This is a genomic window from Thioalkalivibrio sp. XN8 (assembly GCF_011058255.1).
Taxonomy (GTDB): domain Bacteria; phylum Pseudomonadota; class Gammaproteobacteria; order Steroidobacterales; family XN24; genus XN24.
This window is the reverse complement of sequence record NZ_JAALFH010000067.1, coordinates 459478-475241: the sequence shown is the minus strand read 5'-3', so window position 1 is coordinate 475241 and position 15764 is coordinate 459478. Positions and strand designations below refer to the sequence as shown.

General features: G+C 69.7%; 16 protein-coding genes. 7 read left to right on the top strand and 9 right to left on the bottom strand.

The annotated features are described in order from the left end of the window. The first annotated feature begins 3 nt into the window (after nt 1-3). A complete protein-coding gene (locus G6N75_RS14380) occupies nt 4-1524 on the top strand; it encodes a pyruvate kinase (RefSeq protein ID WP_165349040.1) in 1521 nt (506 codons plus the stop codon). Nucleotides 1525-1535: 11 nt separating this feature from the next. Here G6N75_RS14380 and G6N75_RS14375 read toward each other — a convergent pair whose 3' ends face one another. Beyond that, the gene (locus tag G6N75_RS14375) at nt 1536-1988 is read right to left on the bottom strand and encodes a hypothetical protein (protein WP_165349039.1); all 453 of its coding nucleotides are present in this window, start codon (nt 1986-1988) and stop codon (nt 1536-1538) included. A gap of 139 nt (nt 1989-2127) precedes the next feature. Here G6N75_RS14375 and G6N75_RS14370 point away from each other — a divergent pair, with 139 nt between their 5' ends. From G6N75_RS14370 to G6N75_RS14345, 6 genes are all read left to right on the top strand, one after another. Further along, nucleotides 2128-2862, top strand: a complete 735-nt coding sequence (locus tag G6N75_RS14370) for an endonuclease/exonuclease/phosphatase family protein (RefSeq protein WP_165349038.1) — start codon at nt 2128-2130, stop codon at nt 2860-2862. 96 nt (nt 2863-2958) lie between these two features. Further along, complete coding sequence (locus tag G6N75_RS14365; RefSeq protein WP_165349037.1) at nt 2959-3657, top strand: TetR/AcrR family transcriptional regulator; 699 nt, start codon at nt 2959-2961, stop codon at nt 3655-3657. Nucleotides 3658-3660: 3 nt separating this feature from the next. Beyond that, nucleotides 3661-4971, top strand: coding sequence for an acetyl-CoA C-acetyltransferase (locus tag G6N75_RS14360; RefSeq protein WP_165349036.1), 1311 nt, complete (start codon nt 3661-3663; stop codon nt 4969-4971). 4 nt (nt 4972-4975) lie between these two features. Further along, nucleotides 4976-7006: a 3-hydroxyacyl-CoA dehydrogenase NAD-binding domain-containing protein gene (locus G6N75_RS14355; protein WP_165349035.1), complete on the top strand. Its 2031-nt coding sequence runs from the start codon at nt 4976-4978 to the stop codon at nt 7004-7006. A gap of 149 nt (nt 7007-7155) precedes the next feature. Beyond that, nucleotides 7156-8211, top strand: a complete 1056-nt coding sequence (locus G6N75_RS14350) for a cyclic nucleotide-binding domain-containing protein (protein WP_165349034.1) — start codon at nt 7156-7158, stop codon at nt 8209-8211. A gap of 37 nt (nt 8212-8248) precedes the next feature. Continuing rightward, nucleotides 8249-8917 (top strand): putative 2OG-Fe(II) oxygenase, encoded by a 669-nt coding sequence (locus G6N75_RS14345; RefSeq protein ID WP_240901176.1) that lies wholly within the window; start codon nt 8249-8251, stop codon nt 8915-8917. 17 nt (nt 8918-8934) lie between these two features. On the opposite strand, the gene G6N75_RS14340 is transcribed toward G6N75_RS14345, so the two are convergent. The 8 genes from G6N75_RS14340 to acpP form a co-directional block, all read right to left on the bottom strand. Beyond that, the gene (locus G6N75_RS14340) at nt 8935-9279 is read right to left on the bottom strand and encodes a PilZ domain-containing protein (protein WP_165349032.1); all 345 of its coding nucleotides are present in this window, start codon (nt 9277-9279) and stop codon (nt 8935-8937) included. Between the two features lie 10 nt (nt 9280-9289). Beyond that, entirely contained in the window at nt 9290-10294 is a 1005-nt protein-coding gene (locus G6N75_RS14335; protein ID WP_165349031.1) for a hypothetical protein, read from the bottom strand. After that, a complete protein-coding gene (gene tmk / locus G6N75_RS14330; protein ID WP_165349030.1) occupies nt 10281-10940 on the bottom strand; it encodes a dTMP kinase in 660 nt (219 codons plus the stop codon). Before tmk ends, G6N75_RS14335 begins: the two co-directional genes overlap by 14 nt. Next, entirely contained in the window at nt 10937-11965 is a 1029-nt protein-coding gene (gene mltG / locus G6N75_RS14325; RefSeq protein ID WP_165349029.1) for an endolytic transglycosylase MltG, read from the bottom strand. Before mltG ends, tmk begins: the two co-directional genes overlap by 4 nt. Beyond that, nucleotides 11953-12765, bottom strand: a complete 813-nt coding sequence (gene pabC, locus G6N75_RS14320; protein WP_240901175.1) for an aminodeoxychorismate lyase — start codon at nt 12763-12765, stop codon at nt 11953-11955. The genes mltG and pabC overlap by 13 nt, the downstream gene beginning before the upstream one ends. After that, nucleotides 12765-14114, bottom strand: coding sequence for an aminodeoxychorismate synthase component I (locus G6N75_RS14315; RefSeq protein WP_165349027.1), 1350 nt, complete (start codon nt 14112-14114; stop codon nt 12765-12767). The genes pabC and G6N75_RS14315 overlap by 1 nt, the downstream gene beginning before the upstream one ends. Nucleotides 14115-14150: 36 nt before the next feature. Beyond that, nucleotides 14151-15398, bottom strand: a complete 1248-nt coding sequence (gene fabF, locus G6N75_RS14310; RefSeq protein ID WP_165349026.1) for a beta-ketoacyl-ACP synthase II — start codon at nt 15396-15398, stop codon at nt 14151-14153. Between the two features lie 72 nt (nt 15399-15470). Continuing rightward, complete coding sequence (acpP, locus tag G6N75_RS14305) at nt 15471-15707, bottom strand: acyl carrier protein (protein ID WP_165281833.1); 237 nt, start codon at nt 15705-15707, stop codon at nt 15471-15473. Nucleotides 15708-15764: the final 57 nt, after the last annotated feature.

The window sequence follows — 15764 nt, the reverse complement described above, 5'->3', positions numbered from 1 at the left end:
CGCATGATCCCTTTCCCCGATGCCGCCGAGACGACCGCCCGGGAAACGCCGCCTGCTGCGAGGCAGGTGCAGGTCCTGGCCCAGCTCCGTGAGCTCAGGGCCGAAGTTCAGGCGGAGGGCGCCGGCATCCTGGCCGGCTGGGAAACCCGCATCCGCCGCAGCGGTTTCCGCGAGCGCGCGCTCAACCTCGCCCACTACATCGTGCTGCGCCGGCGTGAGCTCCGGCCGCTGCAGGAAGAGCTGATGTTGCTCGGCCTGTCCTCCATGGGACGGCTCGAGGGGCGCGTGTTGCCGAGCCTCGACGCGGTGACGGCGGCACTGGCCGCCATCGTGCGGGATCCTCACCCGGAGCCTTTCCCCCCGGCGACCGAGATGATCCAGGGGCGGGAGCTGACCCGCATCAATGCCGAGATCGCGCTCGGCCCGGCCGCGGGTCCGCGTCGCGTCCGGCTGATGGTCACCTTGCCCCTCGAGGTGGCGGACAGTGCGACGCTGGCGGCTGAGCTGCTCGACAGCGGCGCGGACCTGGTGCGGATCAACTGTGCCCACGGCGAACCGGAGTTGTGGCTGGCGATGATCGGCAACGTGCGTCGCGCCGCGCGCGAGGCGCAACGTGACGTGCGAATTCTCATGGACCTGGCCGGGCCGAAATGCCGTACCAGCGCGGTCCGCGTCGCCAAGGGCCATAAGCGGCTCCGCGTGGGCGACGAGCTCCTGCTCCTGAAGTCCGGCTTTGCCCCCGCGGAGCAGTTTCCGGCGCAGGCGCAGTGCACGCTGCCGAGCGTCTTCGAGAGCCTGGGCTGCGGCGCCCCGGTCTGGCTCGACGAAGGCCGGGTCGGCGGCAGCGTGACGGCCGTGCTGGAGGAAGGCGCGCTGGTCCAGGTGGAAACCGCCCCGCCCCGCGGGTTGCGGCTGAAGCCGGACAAGGGGCTCAATTTTCCCGGCACCGACCTCGGCGTGCCCGCCCTGACGGAGAAAGACCTGGCCGACCTCGACTTTGTCGCCCGCGAGGCCGACCTGGTCGGCTATTCCTTCGTCCAGGACGCCGCTGACATCGCCCGGCTGCAGGACGAGCTCGACGCGCGCGTGGGCGCTGTCCGCGCGCAGCGGATCGGCATCGTCGCCAAGATCGAGACGGCCCGCGCGGTCCGCAACCTGCCCGAGATCATCGTCCAGGGCGCGGGCCGGCAGCCCTTCGCCGTCATGATCGCGCGCGGCGACCTCGGGGTGGAAATCGGCTTCGCGCGGCTGGCCGAGATCCAGGAAGAGATCCTGTGGCTGTGCGAAGCAGCGCACGTGCCGGTGATCTGGGCCACGGGGGTGCTGCACGGGCTGATCAAGGACGGCCAGGCCAGCCGCGGAGAAATGACGGATGCTGCCATGTCGGCCCGGGCGGAGTGCGTGATGCTGAACAAGGGCCCGCACGTGGTCGAGGCGCTGCGGTGCCTCGACGGGTTGTTCGTCCGGATGGGCGAGCACCTGGAAAAGAAGACCCCGCGCCTGCGGGCGCTGAAGTCCTGGTAGGCCGCCGGTCGCTACAGGTCGAACTCGATCGTGTCGAACCGCGTGGTGTCCTCGTGCCGGGCCTGCCGCCGGACGGCATCGACGATGCTGCGGGAATCCCACCCGACGACCTCCGACGCGTAACCTTTCAGCCGGGGATCCATGTTTTTCGGGCCGAAATGTTCGACCGCCACGACCGGCAGGTCCAGGGCGCGGGCCGACTCGATGGTATAGCGCGCCCAGTCGTTGAATCGCTCCCAGGTGCCGGCAGCGCACACCACGCACTCGGCTTCCTTCAGCGCTTCGCCGATCGCCGTGCGCCGGGCGGCCACGCCGTCGCCCTGGTCCGGATGCGAATCCGGGTCGGAAACGGCACGGTAATAGAAGTTCTCGGCGCTCTGGATGAACTCGAACAGCCGCGCATAGTCCTCGTCACGCGTCCAGCCGTGCACGGCATAGAGCCTGATGGGATCCTGTTCTGACATGGCGCCCTCCTCTGCTGGCGGCTCACGCTGCGATTCTAACCCAGGGCGCCCGGCTGCGCGGAGCCTGGCCGGCCGAGCGCCGCGCGCCGGGGTTGGCTAGAATCGGCGGGTCAATGCCGACGCGAACTGCATCCCCCGCGTGAAATTCCTCCTTTACAACATCCGTTACGCCGCCGGGACCGGGGCCGGTTTCCACCTGCCCCTGCCCGGGGCGGGCTACCTCCGCGGCAACCAGGGCAACCTCCAGGCGATCATCGAGTTCATCAAGGAACACAACCCGGACGTGATCGGGCTGGTCGAGGTCGACACGGGTTCCATCCGGACCGGGATGGTCAACCAGGCGGAGGCCATCGCGCAGCAACTGGGCCACTACAGCACCTACCAGTGCAAGTACGGCGAAAGCTCGCTGAACACCCGCCTGCCGATCGTCCGCAAGCAGGCCAACGCTTTCCTGGCGGCGCCCCGGGTGCACGGGGAGCGGTTTCACTACTTCGACACCGGCATCAAGCGCCTGATCATCGAGCTGGAACTGGAAGACGTGGCCATCTTCCTGGTCCACCTCTCCCTCAAGTACCGCCACCGCGCCTGGCAGCTGCGGCACCTGCACGACCTGGTGAAAGCGGCCACCAAGCCGGTGATCGTCGCGGGCGACTTCAACACCTTCTGGGGCGAGAACGAGATGTACCTGTTCATGCAGGCGGCCGGCCTGCAGAGCGCCAACGAGGAGCGCCGCCCGTCCTACCCGAGCCACGCGCCCCGCAAGGAACTCGATTTCATCCTTTACGGCCCCGGCCTCCGCCCGCGCGGCTTCGACATTCCGGCGGTCCGCTATTCCGATCACCTGCCGCTGATCTGTGAATTCGAGCCGCGCTGAGCCGGGTCCAGGCGGCCCGGTACCGGCGCGTCGTGTTGCGGTCATCCGGGGCTGCGCCTACCATTAAACGATTGTTTTAATCCCGGGGCCCCTCGCGTGACCAGCCTCATCGACTCCACCAAGGACCGCATCCTGGCAGCTGCCGAAGAGCTCTTCGCCCGCACCGGCGTGGCGCGCACTTCGCTGCGGGCCATCACGGCCCTGGCCCGGGTCAACCTGGCAGCGGTCAATTACCACTTCGGCTCCAAGGAAGGCCTGGTCGAAGAGGTGTACCGGCGGCGGCTGGAGCCGCTCAATCGCGCCCGCCTGGCCAATCTCGAGCAGCTCCAGCGCCGCCGCCGCAAACCCAGCCTGGAAGAGATCCTCGAGGCATTCATGAGCCCCGTGGCCAGCCTGGCGCGGGATCCGGCCCAGGGCGGGCCGACGGTGATGCGCCTGCTGGGCCAGACCCACGCGGAGGCCGAGGCGCCCTACAAGTCGTACTTCGCCGGCGAATACAAGCGGGTGCTGGATCGCTACCACGCCGCGCTGTGCCGCGTGCTGCCGGAGATTCCTCCGGCAGACGTCCGCTGGCGGCTCCAGTTCCTGGTGGGTGCCCTGACCTATCCCGTGGCCGAGCGCCAGCTGGTGGAACTCGTTTCGGGCGAGTCCATGAGCCCGGACAACGTCAGCCAGGTGGTCCATCGGCTGCTGCCTTTCGTCACGGCGGGCTTCCGCGCCCCCGTCTCCCATGCCAAGCCGCGTCGGCGCCGGCCGCCGGCGCGCGCGACAACCCCCAGGAAACGCCAGGAGTAGAACATGGCCAAGACCCGATCCGCGTCCCACGCGAGCCGCGCCTACGTGGTGGACGGCGCCCGGACGCCCTTTCTCAAGGCTCGCGGCCGCCCCGGGCCGTTCAGCGCCTCGGATCTCGTCGTGGCGGCGGGCCGGGCCCTGCTCGCCCGCCAGCCGGTCGCGCCGGAGGCACTCGACGAAGTCATCCTGGGTTGCGCCATGCCGAGCCCGGACGAGCCCAACATCGGGCGGATTGCCGCGCTGCGGCTCGGCTGCGGCAACAAGGTTCCCGGCTTCACCGTAATGCGGAACTGCGCCTCGGCGATGCAGGCGCTCGATACCGCCGCGCGCAATATCTGGCTGGGGCGTGCCGACCTCGTCCTCGCCGGCGGCACCGAGGCGATGAGCCGGGCGCCCGTGCTGTTCAACGAGGACATGGTCAACTGGCTGGCCGACCTCGCGCGGGCCAAGTCGCCGCTCGACAAGGCCGTCCAGGTCAGCCGCCTGCGGCCCAGGCATTTCTCCCCGGTGATCGCGCTCATCAAGGGGCTGACCGACCCCATCGTGGGCATGAACATGGGCCAGACCTGCGAGGTGATCGCGCATCGCTTCGGCATCAGCCGCAAGGAAATGGACCGCTTCGCCGCGCGCAGTCACCGGCGCCTGGCAGCGGCTTTCGACGAGGGCCGCATGGACGAGGTCGTCGCGGTCTATGACGACGCGGGCCGGGCCCACGAGGAGGACGACGGCCTGCGCCGCGACTCCACCGAGGAGAAGCTGGCGACGCTGAAGCCTTTCTTCGATCGCAAGGTCGGCCAGGTCACCGCCGGCAACAGTTCCCAGATCACCGACGGCGCGGCCGTGCTGCTGCTCGCCAGCGAGGCCGCCGTGAAGGCGCACAAGCTCGAGGTGCTCGGCGTGATCGAGGATTGCGAGTGGGCCGCGCTGGACCCGGCCGAGATGGGCCTGGGCCCGGCGCACGCCTCGGCGCCCCTGCTGGCGCGCCACGGGCTCGGCCTCGACGACATCGACTACTGGGAGATCAACGAGGCCTTCGCGGGCCAGGTGCTCGCCTGTCTCGCGGCGCTGGATGACGAGGACTACTGCCGCAACGTGCTGGGCCTCGAAGGCGCCGTCGGCCGGATCGACGAGGACAAGCTCAACCTGGACGGGGGCGCTATCGCTACCGGCCATCCCGTGGGCGCCAGCGGCGCCCGCATCGTGCTTCATGCCCTGAAAGTGCTGGAGCGCCAGGGCGGCGGCACTGCCGTCGCCACCCTTTGCATCGGCGGCGGCCAGGGCGGCGCCATGCTGCTGCAGAGCAAGCCGGAGTAGCCCCATGAACGATACGCTCAAGCACTGGTCCCTCAAGCGGGACGACGACGGCATCGCCTGGCTCTGCTTCGACAAGGCCGACGCCTCCACCAACGTCCTGTCGCGGGACGTGATGACCGAACTGAACACCGTGCTGGAACAGGTCGAGAAGGACCTGCCGAAGGCGCTGGTGGTCACCTCCGGCAAGAAGTCCGGCTTCATTGCCGGGGCCGATATCAAGGAGTTCACCGGCCTCGAGGACGCCGAGCAGGCCTATGAAATGGTGCGGGCCGGCCAGCAGGTGCTGGACCGGCTCGAGGGACTCAAGTGCCCGACCATCGCCCTGCTCAACGGCTTTGCCCTGGGCGGCGGCCTGGAGCTGGCGCTGGCCTGCCGCTACCGCATCATCAACGACGACCCCAAGACCGTCATTGGCCTGCCCGAGGTCAAGCTGGGGATCCATCCCGGTTTCGGCGGCACGGTGCGCTCGGTCCGGCTGGCCGGCCCCCTGAAGGCCATGGACATGATGCTGACGGGCAAGAACATCCGTCCCAAGCAGGCCAAGGCGATGGGACTGGTGGACCAGGTCGTGCCCGCGCGCCACCTGGAGCGGGCGGCCCGGATGCTGGCGCTGAAGCCGCCGAAGCCCCGCCAGCTGCCGCTGCAGGACCGCCTGATGAACGTCGGTCCGGCGCGCAAGGTGCTGGCCGGCGTGCTGGAGAAGCAGGTGGCCAAGAAGGCGCGGCGGGACCATTACCCGGCGCCGTACGCGATCATCGACCTGTGGCAGCGTTACGGCGACAAGCCGGCGCTGATGATGGAGAAAGAGGCGCGTTCCATCGCCCGGCTGTTCTGCACCGACACCTCGCGCAACCTGGTGCGGGTGTTCCTGCTGCAGGACAAGCTGAAGGCCCTTGGTGGCAAGCAGCGCTACGAGTTTCGCCACGTCCACGTGGTCGGCGCCGGCGTCATGGGGGGCGATATCGCCGCCTGGTGCGCGCTGCGCGGCCTGAACGTGACGCTCCAGGACCGGGAGCCGAAGTACATCGCCCCGGTGGTCAAGCGCGCCGCCAAGCTGTACCAGAAGAAACTGCGGGACCCGCGCCTGGTCCAGGCCGCCCTGGACCGGCTCATGCCGGACGTCGAAGGCCGGGGCGTGGAGCAGGCGGACGTCGTGATCGAGGCGATCTTCGAGGACGCGGAGGCCAAGCAGAAGCTGTTCCGCGAACTCGAGCCGCGGATGAAGCCCGACGCGATCCTGGCAACCAATACCTCGAGCATCCGGCTCGAAGACCTGCGTGACGTGCTGGCGAAGCCGGAGCGGCTGATCGGCCTGCACTTCTTCAACCCGGTGGCGATGATGCCGCTGGTCGAGGTCATCCATACCGAAGACACACCGCAGGCCGAGATCGACAAGGGGGTCGCTTTCACCCGCAAGATCGACAAGCTGCCCCTGCCCTGCCTCAGTTCGCCGGGCTTCGTGGTCAACCGCGTCCTGATGCCCTACATGATGGAAGCGCTCCTGGCCGGCGAGGACGGCGTGCCGATGCCTCTCATCGATTCGGCGGCCAAGCGCTTCGGCATGCCCATGGGCCCGGTCGAGCTCGCCGACACCGTGGGCCTCGACGTGGCGTTGCACGTGGCGCGGATCCTCGGTGCCGCCTACGGGGTGCCCGTGCCCGACCGGCTGGTCGAGATGGTCGAGAAAAAGCGCCTCGGGCGGAAGACCGGGCGCGGTTTCTACGAGTGGAAAGACGGCAAGCCCGTCAAGCCCGAGGTCAAGGACGCGACGCCGCCCCAGGACCTGGCCGACCGGCTCGTGTTGCCGATGGTCAACGAGGCGGTGGCGGTCTGGCGGGACCGGGTTGTTACCGACCTCGACCTGCTCGACGCGGGGGTGATTTTCGGCACCGGCTTCGCGCCCTTCCGGGGCGGGCCGATTCACTTCGCCCGCGCCCGGGGCGTGGCCGACGTGGTCGAGTCGCTGCAGCGTCTCCAGGACCGCTACGGCGAGCGCTTCGCCCCCGATCCGGGCTGGGAGGAGCTGCCCCGCTAGCGCCGGGGGGACTGCGGACCGGACCCCGTTTGGGAGCCGACTGGTGTGATATTCTTGCCTTCGGCGCGGTTCCGGCCGCGCCGCACTCCTCGCGTGGCCCGGGTCGCGCAGGAGCATAATCCAGAACAACAGGGAGCGCCCAACCCGCTATGCCCGGCAAGTCCCTCGACATCGAAGCACTCAAGGCTTTCTCGCCCCTCAACGGCCTGAAGGCGGAAAACCTGCGTGCCCTGTCCGAGAAGACCTCGGTGCAGGAGATTCCCGGCGGGCGCTTCCTCTTCCGCAAGGGCGACACGGACCGGCGCACCATCTACCTGGTCTCCGGCGAGGTCGAACTGCGCGACGGCGACCGGCTGTTGTCGGTGATCGAAGGCGGCACGCCGGACGCCCGCAGCCCGCTGTCGCCGGGCCTGCCCCGCCGGGCCAGTGCCCGGGCGCGGAGCCGGGTCGAGTTCGTCGCGATCGATTCCGACCTTTTGGACGTGATGCTCACCTGGGACCAGACCGGCACCTACGAGGTGAGCGAGCTGCGCGCCGGCAACCTGCCGGAGAGCGACGACTGGATGACTACCCTGCTGCAGACGAAGGCGTTCCATCGCATTCCGGCGGCCAACATCCAGGCCATCTTCATGCGCATGCAGCAGGTCAACTTCAAGGCCGGCGACGTGGTCATCAAGCAGGGTGACGAGGGCGACTATTTCTACGTCATCACCGACGGCCGCTGCGCCGTCACCCGCGAGACGCCCCTGAACAAGGAAGGTATCAAGCTGGCCGACCTCGGCCCGGGCGACACGTTCGGCGAGGAGGCGCTGATTTCCCACGCCAAGCGCAACGCCACGGTGACCATGGTGAGCGACGGCTCCCTGATGCGGCTGGGGCAGGAAGATTTCAACACCCTGATGAACGAGCCCATGCTGCAGTGGGTGGATTTCGAACAGGCGTCCCGCATCGTGGCCAGCGGCGGCCAGTGGATCGACGTGCGCCTCCCTTCGGAGTTCGAGAGCTTTCACCAGGAAGGCGCGATCAACATCCCGCTGTACTTCATCCGCCTGAAGCTGAAGACGCTCGATCCCGCCAAGCCCTATGTGGTCTGCTGCGACACCGGCCGCCGCAGCAGTGCTGCCGCCTACATCCTGAGCGAGCGCGGCTTCGACGCCCACGTCCTGCGGGGCGGCCTCACGATGGCGGACATCGAGAGCCGCTGACCCGAATCGACCGCCTGGAAGCGCGCCCGTGATCCAGATGATCCCCGCCTTTGCGGCACCCCTGATTTCCGCCCAGATGCAAGACTGCGAGGCGCTGAACCGCGAGCTGCGCGAGCTCTTCGTCGCGCGCGCGGCCGAAGGCGAGAAGTACCGCAACACGACGCCCTTCGTCGATCGCAACGAGGCCCTGTTCGAGAGCAATTTCCGCCTGTTCGACTGGCCGCACGACTGCATCCGCAAGCTGCGCGATTTCTGCATGGGCGCGCTCTACCGGACCATCGGGGAACTCAACGGCTACGACCAGGCGTTCCTGGCCCGGCTGCAGGTCGCGCACGAGGCCTGGTACCACCTCACCCGGCGCGGCGGGTTCTTTGGCGCCCACAACCATCCGTTGCACAGCTGGTCGGGCGTGTACTGCGTCTGCCACGACGGGGATGACCCCGAGAGCGACAGCGGCAAGCTGACGTTCATCAACCCCTTCGCCACCAACACCATGTACATCGACATGGCGACAGCGAAGATGAAGCCCCCCTTCGGCGGCGGTCACCGCAAGATCCGTCTCCAGGCAGGACAGCTGATCATTTTCCCGTCGTGGCTGCTGCACGAGGTCATGCCCTACGACGGCGACGATATCCGCATCACGGTGGCCTTCAACGCCCGCTTCAAGCTCGCCGGGGCGAAGCCGGCCGACGAGCCGCTGGGATAGGCGCCGGCCAGGCCGGCCTACATGGTGTGCGTGGGCTTGTCCCCGCCGAGTGCCCCGGCGAGATAGGTTTCGATGCGGCGCTGGGTGCTGCCGCGATCCTGTTCGCTGAACTGCACGCCGATCCCGGCGGTCCGCTTGCCCTGGGCGCCCTTGGGCGTGACCCAGATGACGCGGCCCGCGACGGGGATCTTCTCGTCTTCGCCCATCAGGTTCAGCAGCATGAAGACCTCGTCGCCGAGCCGGTAGCTGCTGCCGGTGGGAATGAACAGCCCGCCGTTCTTCACATAGGGCATGTACGCCAGGTACAAGGCGCTCTTGTCCTTGATCGTCAGCGTCAGCAGTCCGGGTTTGCTCGTCGTCATCAGTTATTTGTCACCGGTCGCCCAGGAAGCCCTGCGCTGCGTCGCCGTGGATCGTCGCCAGATTGTCGGCCCAGGGCAGGAGCAGTTGCTCCATCACGTGTTGCGGGCTGAACGCCCCGTCGCTGCGCACCATGGCCGACCTGAGCTCGTCTCGATAGCGGAACAGGCGTTGCAAGGGTATTCGCTCGAGCGCGGTTTGCAAAGTCCGGCGCCCGGCGGCAGCCACCGGCGGCGGCGCGCCGGCGGCCTTGCAGCGCACCAGCTCGGCGGTCCAGATGTCCAGCCAGCGCAGGCTCACGGGCAGCGGGCGCCGGGCCCACGTCGCGGCGACTTCCACCGGTTCGCGGCCGCCGCCGAGGATGCCGAGCAGGTCCTCCCGGCACTCGGCATCGAACTCGAGGGCGCCCTCCTCGTGCAGCAGGAGCGCCATCAGCGGCGCCCCGCCCGCCAGCGACAACAGCCGTTCCCAGTCGGCCCGGCCGCCACGGGCTTCGAGCCAGCGCAATGCCTCGGGCAGCGGCGGCGGCGCGATACGGATGCGCTGGCAACGGCTCGCGATGGTCGCCGGGAGCGTATCCAGCCGGCTCCGCACCAGCAGCAGCAGCGTACGCGGCGCCGGCTCCTCCAGCGTCTTCAGCAGCGCATTGGCGGAATGCGGGTTGAGTTGCTCCGCCGGCCAGATGACGGCGACCTTCCAGCCGCCGGCGTGGCTGGTCATGGCCAGTCCGGCGCAGGCGTCCCTGACTTGCTGGATCCCGATCTGCTTCTTCTGCTTGCCCTCGTCATCGACCTCCAGCGTGAGCCACAAGAGGTCGGGATGCGGCAGCGGGATCGGCGGGTCCGCCGCCGGCCAGGGCGCGTCCAGCAGGCGGGCGGCCTTGCGGAAGGCCAGGTGCAGCTTGCCCAGGCCCTGCGGGCCCTCGACCAGGTAGGCGTGCGACAGGCGGTCGCGCTCGAGCGCCGCCTCGAATTCACGCCAGGCGGTTTCATGCCAAGGAAAACTAAATTTTTCCATTAACTTGAAGGAACTCTTGAATGTGATTTCTCAATTGCTGTTGCACGTCCTCGAGCGGGCGCGAGGCATCCACGAGGCGAAAGCGCGCCGGCTCGGCAGCCGCCCGGGCCAGGTAGCCTTCACGCACCCGGGTGAAGAATTCCAGCCGCTCCTGCTCGAAGCGGTCTGCGGCGCCGCGGGCACCGGCGCGGGCCAGCCCCACGGCCGGATCGGCGTCGAGCAGCAGGGTGAGGTCCGGGCGCAGCTCGCCCTGGACGCGGGCCTCGAGCCAGGCCACCGTCTCGTCACCGAGCCCGCGCGCCCTGCCCTGGTAGGCATAGCTGGCGTCGGTGAAGCGGTCGCACAGGACCCACCGCCCGGCGGCGAGCGCCGGCCGGATCAGGCCCTCGAGATGCAGTGACCGGGCGGCGAAGATCAACAGCAGCTCGGCGATCGGCGGGACCTGCTCGCCGGAGGGCGCGACGATAAGCTGCCTGACCCGCTCCGCCAGCGGCGTGCCGCCCGGTTCGCGGGTCAGCTGGACGTCCAGGCCGGCCGCTGTCAGCAGCCCGGCAACGAAGCCGAGATTCGTGCTCTTGCCGACGCCCTCGCCGCCTTCCAGCGTGATGAAACGGCCCCGGGCGTGGTCCGCGACAGGCTGCTTCATTGCGCCTGCCGCCGTTCCCGCAGGGTGGCAAGATACCGTGCCACGGCCCGGTTGTGCTCGGCCAGCGTCTCGGAGAAGTAGTGCGTGCCGTCTGGGTTCCCGGTGGCGACGAAATACAACGCCTTGCCCGGCGCGGGATCCACTGCTGCCTCGAGTGCCGCGCGGCCCGGCAGGGCGATCGGCGTGGGCGGCAGGCCGCTGCGCGTATAGGTGTTATAGGGCGTGTCGGTCCGCAGGTCGGCCCGGCGCAGGTTGCCGTCGAAGGCTTCGCCGAGGCCGTAGATCACCGTGGGGTCGGTCTGCAGCCGCATGCCGCGCTCCAGGCGGCGGGCGAAGACGCCCGCGATCTCGCGCCGCTCGTCGGCCACGCCGGTCTCCTTCTCGATGATCGAGGCGAGAATCAGCGCCTCGTACGCCGTTTCCAGCGGGATGCCCTCGGCGCGGCCGGCCCAGGCCTCGTCGAGTGCCGCCACCATCGCCCGGTGGGCCATCGCCAGGAGCTCCAGTTCGGTCGTGCCGCGCGGGAACCGGTACGTCTCCGGCAGGAACCAGCCCTCCGGCGCCATGTCAGGCATGCCCAGCCTGCTCATCAGCGCCTCGTCCGGCGCCGCCGGGAGCTTGTCGCCGATCGCGGGATGGGTCTCGATGGCCTCCCGCAGCTGCCTGAAGGTCCAGCCCTCGACGATGGTGAGCGCATGCAGTACGACCTCGCCGGAAACCAGCCGGGACATGACTTGCCGCGGGGTGCTCCCGGCCGGGAAGCGGTACTCGCCGGCGCGCACCTGGCCGGCCAGCCCGGTCAGCCGGCCGTACCACTCGAGCAGCGCGGCGTGTTCCACTACGCCGGCGTCCTCCAGCCGCGCGGCAATGCGCGCCAGCGGCGCGCCGGCCGGGACCTCCACGACCACTGGCGCGGGTGCCGGCCCGGGAGCGTCCAGCGCACGCCAGGCCCACCAGGCCGCGCCGGCGACGGCCAGCCCGGCCGCCAGGACCAGCGCGCCGCACAGAGCGATCAGGCGAGCCACGTCACCCCCAGCGACGACAATGCCCGGTGCAGGCGGTCGAGCAGGCCCGGTTCCGGCAGCGGACGGCCATCCAGCCGGCTCACCGCGCGCACGCCCGCCACCGCGTTACCGAGATACATGGCATCCACTTCATGGAGGGCATCATAGCGGAGCTCGGCCTCCCCGCCGTCCAGGCCGAGCGCCGGCAGGGCCTCGAGGAGCATGGCCCGCATGATGCCGGCCACCGCCAGCCCGGCCAGCGGCGGGGTGAACAGGCGGTCCCCGCGGAGGAAAAACACGTGGTGGCGCGTGCCTTCGATCACGCGGCCGGCGGCGTCCAGCATCAGCCCCTCGTCCCAGCCCGCTGCGGCGGTCTCGCTGGCCGCCAGGACCTGTTCCAGGCGGCCGAGGTGCTTCAGGCCCTGCAGCGCCGGCGAGCTGCCGAGCCGGGTCCGGCACACGCCCACTTCCAGGGGCGTCCCGAGCCCGGGCGGCAAGGGATGCGCCGAGATGATCCGGCGGGCCGGGGCAACCGGGCCCGGCGCATACCCGCGGCCACCGTCGCCGCGGGTCAGCACGATCTTCAGGACCGCCTCGCCTGGCGCGGCCGCGGCCACCGCCAGGGCTTCCGGCTCGAGCAGCGCCCGGCCCGGCCATCCCAGGCCGAGCCGTTCGCAACCGGCCTGGAGCCGGGCCAGGTGCCGGTCCAGCAGCGGCGCGGCGCCCCGGTGCAAGCGCAGGGTCTCGAACAGTCCGTCACCGTAATTCAGCCCGCGGTCGGTCAACGGCACGCTGCCGGCCGGCCGGCCGTCCACCAGCATCACGCCTCGGCCTCCAGCGCGAGCAGCAGTCCCTTGGCCTTGGCGCGGGTCTCCGCCAGCTCGAGTTCCGGCACGGAGTCGTAGACGATACCGGCGCCGGCCCGGAAGCGCAGCTCGGCAGGGCCAAGCTCCATGGTGCGGATGAGGATGTTCAGGTCCAGCGCGCCGTCCGGCGCGAGCCAGCCGATCGAGCCCGTGTAGGCGCCGCGCGGCCCGGCCTCCAGTGCCTGGATGATTTCCATGCAGCGGACCTTGGGGCAGCCGGTAATGGTGCCGCCGGGAAACACCGCGCGAATGGCCGCGCCCGGGCCGATGCCGGCTTCGAGCCGGCCGCGCACGTTGGAGACGATGTGATGCACGTGGGCGTAGCTCTCCAGCACCATCATCTCGTTGACCTCCACCGTGCCGGGGACGCAGATCCGGCCGAGGTCGTTGCGTTCCAGGTCGATGAGCATCACGTGCTCTGCGCGTTCCTTGGGATGCGCGAGCAGCTCGCGCTCCAGCGCCAGGTCCTGGTCCGGGCTCTCGCCCCGCGGGCGCGTGCCGGCGATCGGGCGGGTCTGGGCCCAGCCGTCGCAGAGTTGCAGCAGGCGTTCCGGCGAGGAACTGATTACTGCCTGGTCGCCCCACCGCACCAGCCCCGCGAAGGAGCCGGGATTGGCGCGCCGCAGGCGGGCATAGAGGGCGGCCGGGTCGACCGGCGCCGGCAGCGGCACCCGCCAGGCCCGCGACAGGTTGGCCTGGAAAATGTCGCCGCGGATGATGTGGCGGCGGGCGCGCTCGACGGCCTCGATGAAATACTCCGCCGCTTCTTCCTGCGCCGCGCCGATCCGGCCGTTCCAGGCCGGCGCCGGCAGGCCGGCGGCGCGCTCGAAGTCGGCCAGCACGGCAGCCAGCGTGGCCTCGTCGGGCGCGCTTACCGTGACGCTGCCGGCAGCGCGATTCCGCCGCAAGACCACGGCGCACTGCGTGGCGAAGGCGATGGGCAGCTGCACGGGCGGGTCCAGCCTGAGCGTCGGCTCCACCTGGCCCGCGAGTTCATAGCCCAGGTAGAGAAACCAGCCGCCCGGCGCCGTAGTGCGCGCATCGCCCCACCACCGGTCGAGCGCGTGCAGGAAATCGTTGCCTGGCCCGCTCCCTGGTCCCCGCAGTACGCCGTCACGGTCGAGCAGCAGGGTCGCGCCCGGCCAGCCGAGCAACAAGTCGTCGGCGCCCTGGGGCGTGCCGCTGGCAGCGCTCTCCAGCAGGAACGGATAACGCCCGGGATCGACCCGGTGCAGGCTCAGCAGGTCGGCATCCGCCGGCAGCCTTATCGTGGCCTGCGGCCGGTCGTCCGCGAGTGGGAACATGGGGCTTCCGGGTGCGGCTAGGGCCTGCCCACAGGCCTAGTCGAGCGCCCGGAACAGGAGGCTGCCGTTGGTGCCGCCGAACCCGAAGGAGTTCGACAGCGCCAGCTTCAACGGCAGCTCGCGCGCCGTGTTCGGCACATAGTCGAGATCGCACTCCGGGTCCGGATGCTCGAGGTTGATGGTCGGCGGGAGCACCCCGTCGCGAAGCGCGAGCAGGCAGAACACCGCCTCGACGCCGCCGGCGGCGCCCAGCAGGTGGCCGGTCATGGACTTGGTGGAGCTCACGGCGAGGCGATGGGCGTGCTCGCCGAAGGCCCGCTTGATGGCAGTGGTCTCGGCCTTGTCGCCCAGCGGGGTCGAGGTGCCGTGCGCGTTGATATAGTCGACCTGGTCCGGATTCACGCCGGCATCCTGCAGCGCATTCAGCATGCAGCGCCGGGCGCCGTCGCCGTCTTCCGGCGGCGCCGTGATGTGATGGGCGTCGGCGCTCATGCCGAAACCGACCAGCTCGCCGTAGATGGTCGCGCCGCGCCGCCGAGCGTGCTCGTGTTCCTCGAGCACCACGCACCCTGCCCCGTCGCCGAGGACGAAGCCGTCGCGCTCGCGGTCCCAGGGCCGGCTGGCGCGCTCGGGCTCGTCGTTGCGGGTGGACAGCGCGCGCGCGGCGCAAAACCCGCCGAGCCCGAGCGCCGTGGTCGCCATCTCGGCGCCGCCGGCGACCATCACGTCCGCGTCGCCGTACTGGATGCAGCGCCCGGCCATGCCGATGCTGTGCGTGGCGGTGGTACAGGCGGTCACCAGCGACAGGTTCGGGCCGGTCATCCCGTACTGGATGGAGACGTGCCCGGAGATCATGTTGATGATGCTGCCGGGGATGAAGAAGGGGGAGATCTTGCGGGGCGATTCGCCGGCGTCGAGAAAGGCCCGGAAATTGCGCTCGATGGTCTCGATGCCGCCGATGCCGGCGCCGACGGCGACGCCGATCCGGTGCGCGTTGTCCGCCGTCACCTCGAGGCCGGCGTCTTCGATCGCCTGGCGCGACGCGGCGAAGCCGTAGTGCATGAAGGCGTCCATCTTGCGCGCCTCTTTGGGCGGCAGGTAGGCCTCCACGTCGAAATCCGCCACGGCGCCGCCGAAGCGGGTGGTGAAGCGACTGGCGTCGAAGCGAGTGATCGGGGCGATGCCGCTGCGGCCGGCCAGGACGTTTTCCCAGGCGGCGGCCACGGTGCTCCCCACGGGCGAAACGACCCCCAGGCCGGTGACGACGACGCGACGCCTGCTCATGGGCTCAACTCCGGCGCTGCTGCACGGCCACAGGGATTCCGCGCCCCGTCACGGGGCGCCTGCCCGCCCGGCTCAGTTCGAGCGGGCCTTGATGTAGTCGATGGCCTGCTGGACGGTCGTGATCTTCTCGGCTTCCTCGTCCGGAATCTCGCACTCGAAGGCCTCTTCGAGCGCCATCACGAGTTCGACGGTATCCAGCGAGTCCGCGCCCAGGTCGTCCACGAACGAGGCGTCGTTCGTCACTTCTTCTTCTTTGACGCCAAGCTGCTCGGCGACGATGTTCTTTACCTGTTCCTCGATGCTGCTCATCTCGTCATGATCCTCGTTGCTGGCGGCGAGACCATTCCGGCGTCCCCATGACCCGGA

Coding starts and splice junctions, on each gene's coding strand:
- G6N75_RS14380 (WP_165349040.1), top strand. CDS start 4: ATGATCCCTTTCCCCGATGCCGCCGAGACGACCGCCCGGGAAACGCCG.
- G6N75_RS14375 (WP_165349039.1), bottom strand. CDS start 1,988: ATGTCAGAACAGGATCCCATCAGGCTCTATGCCGTGCACGGCTGGACG.
- G6N75_RS14360 (WP_165349036.1), top strand. CDS start 3,661: ATGGCCAAGACCCGATCCGCGTCCCACGCGAGCCGCGCCTACGTGGTG.
- G6N75_RS14355 (WP_165349035.1), top strand. CDS start 4,976: ATGAACGATACGCTCAAGCACTGGTCCCTCAAGCGGGACGACGACGGC.
- G6N75_RS14350 (WP_165349034.1), top strand. CDS start 7,156: ATGCCCGGCAAGTCCCTCGACATCGAAGCACTCAAGGCTTTCTCGCCC.
- G6N75_RS14345 (WP_240901176.1), top strand. CDS start 8,249: ATGATCCCCGCCTTTGCGGCACCCCTGATTTCCGCCCAGATGCAAGAC.
- G6N75_RS14340 (WP_165349032.1), bottom strand. CDS start 9,279: ATGACGACGAGCAAACCCGGACTGCTGACGCTGACGATCAAGGACAAG.
- G6N75_RS14335 (WP_165349031.1), bottom strand. CDS start 10,294: ATGGAAAAATTTAGTTTTCCTTGGCATGAAACCGCCTGGCGTGAATTC.
- tmk (WP_165349030.1), bottom strand. CDS start 10,940: ATGAAGCAGCCTGTCGCGGACCACGCCCGGGGCCGTTTCATCACGCTG.
- pabC (WP_240901175.1), bottom strand. CDS start 12,765: ATGCTGGTGGACGGCCGGCCGGCCGGCAGCGTGCCGTTGACCGACCGC.
- G6N75_RS14315 (WP_165349027.1), bottom strand. CDS start 14,114: ATGTTCCCACTCGCGGACGACCGGCCGCAGGCCACGATAAGGCTGCCG.
- fabF (WP_165349026.1), bottom strand. CDS start 15,398: ATGAGCAGGCGTCGCGTCGTCGTCACCGGCCTGGGGGTCGTTTCGCCC.
- acpP (WP_165281833.1), bottom strand. CDS start 15,707: ATGAGCAGCATCGAGGAACAGGTAAAGAACATCGTCGCCGAGCAGCTT.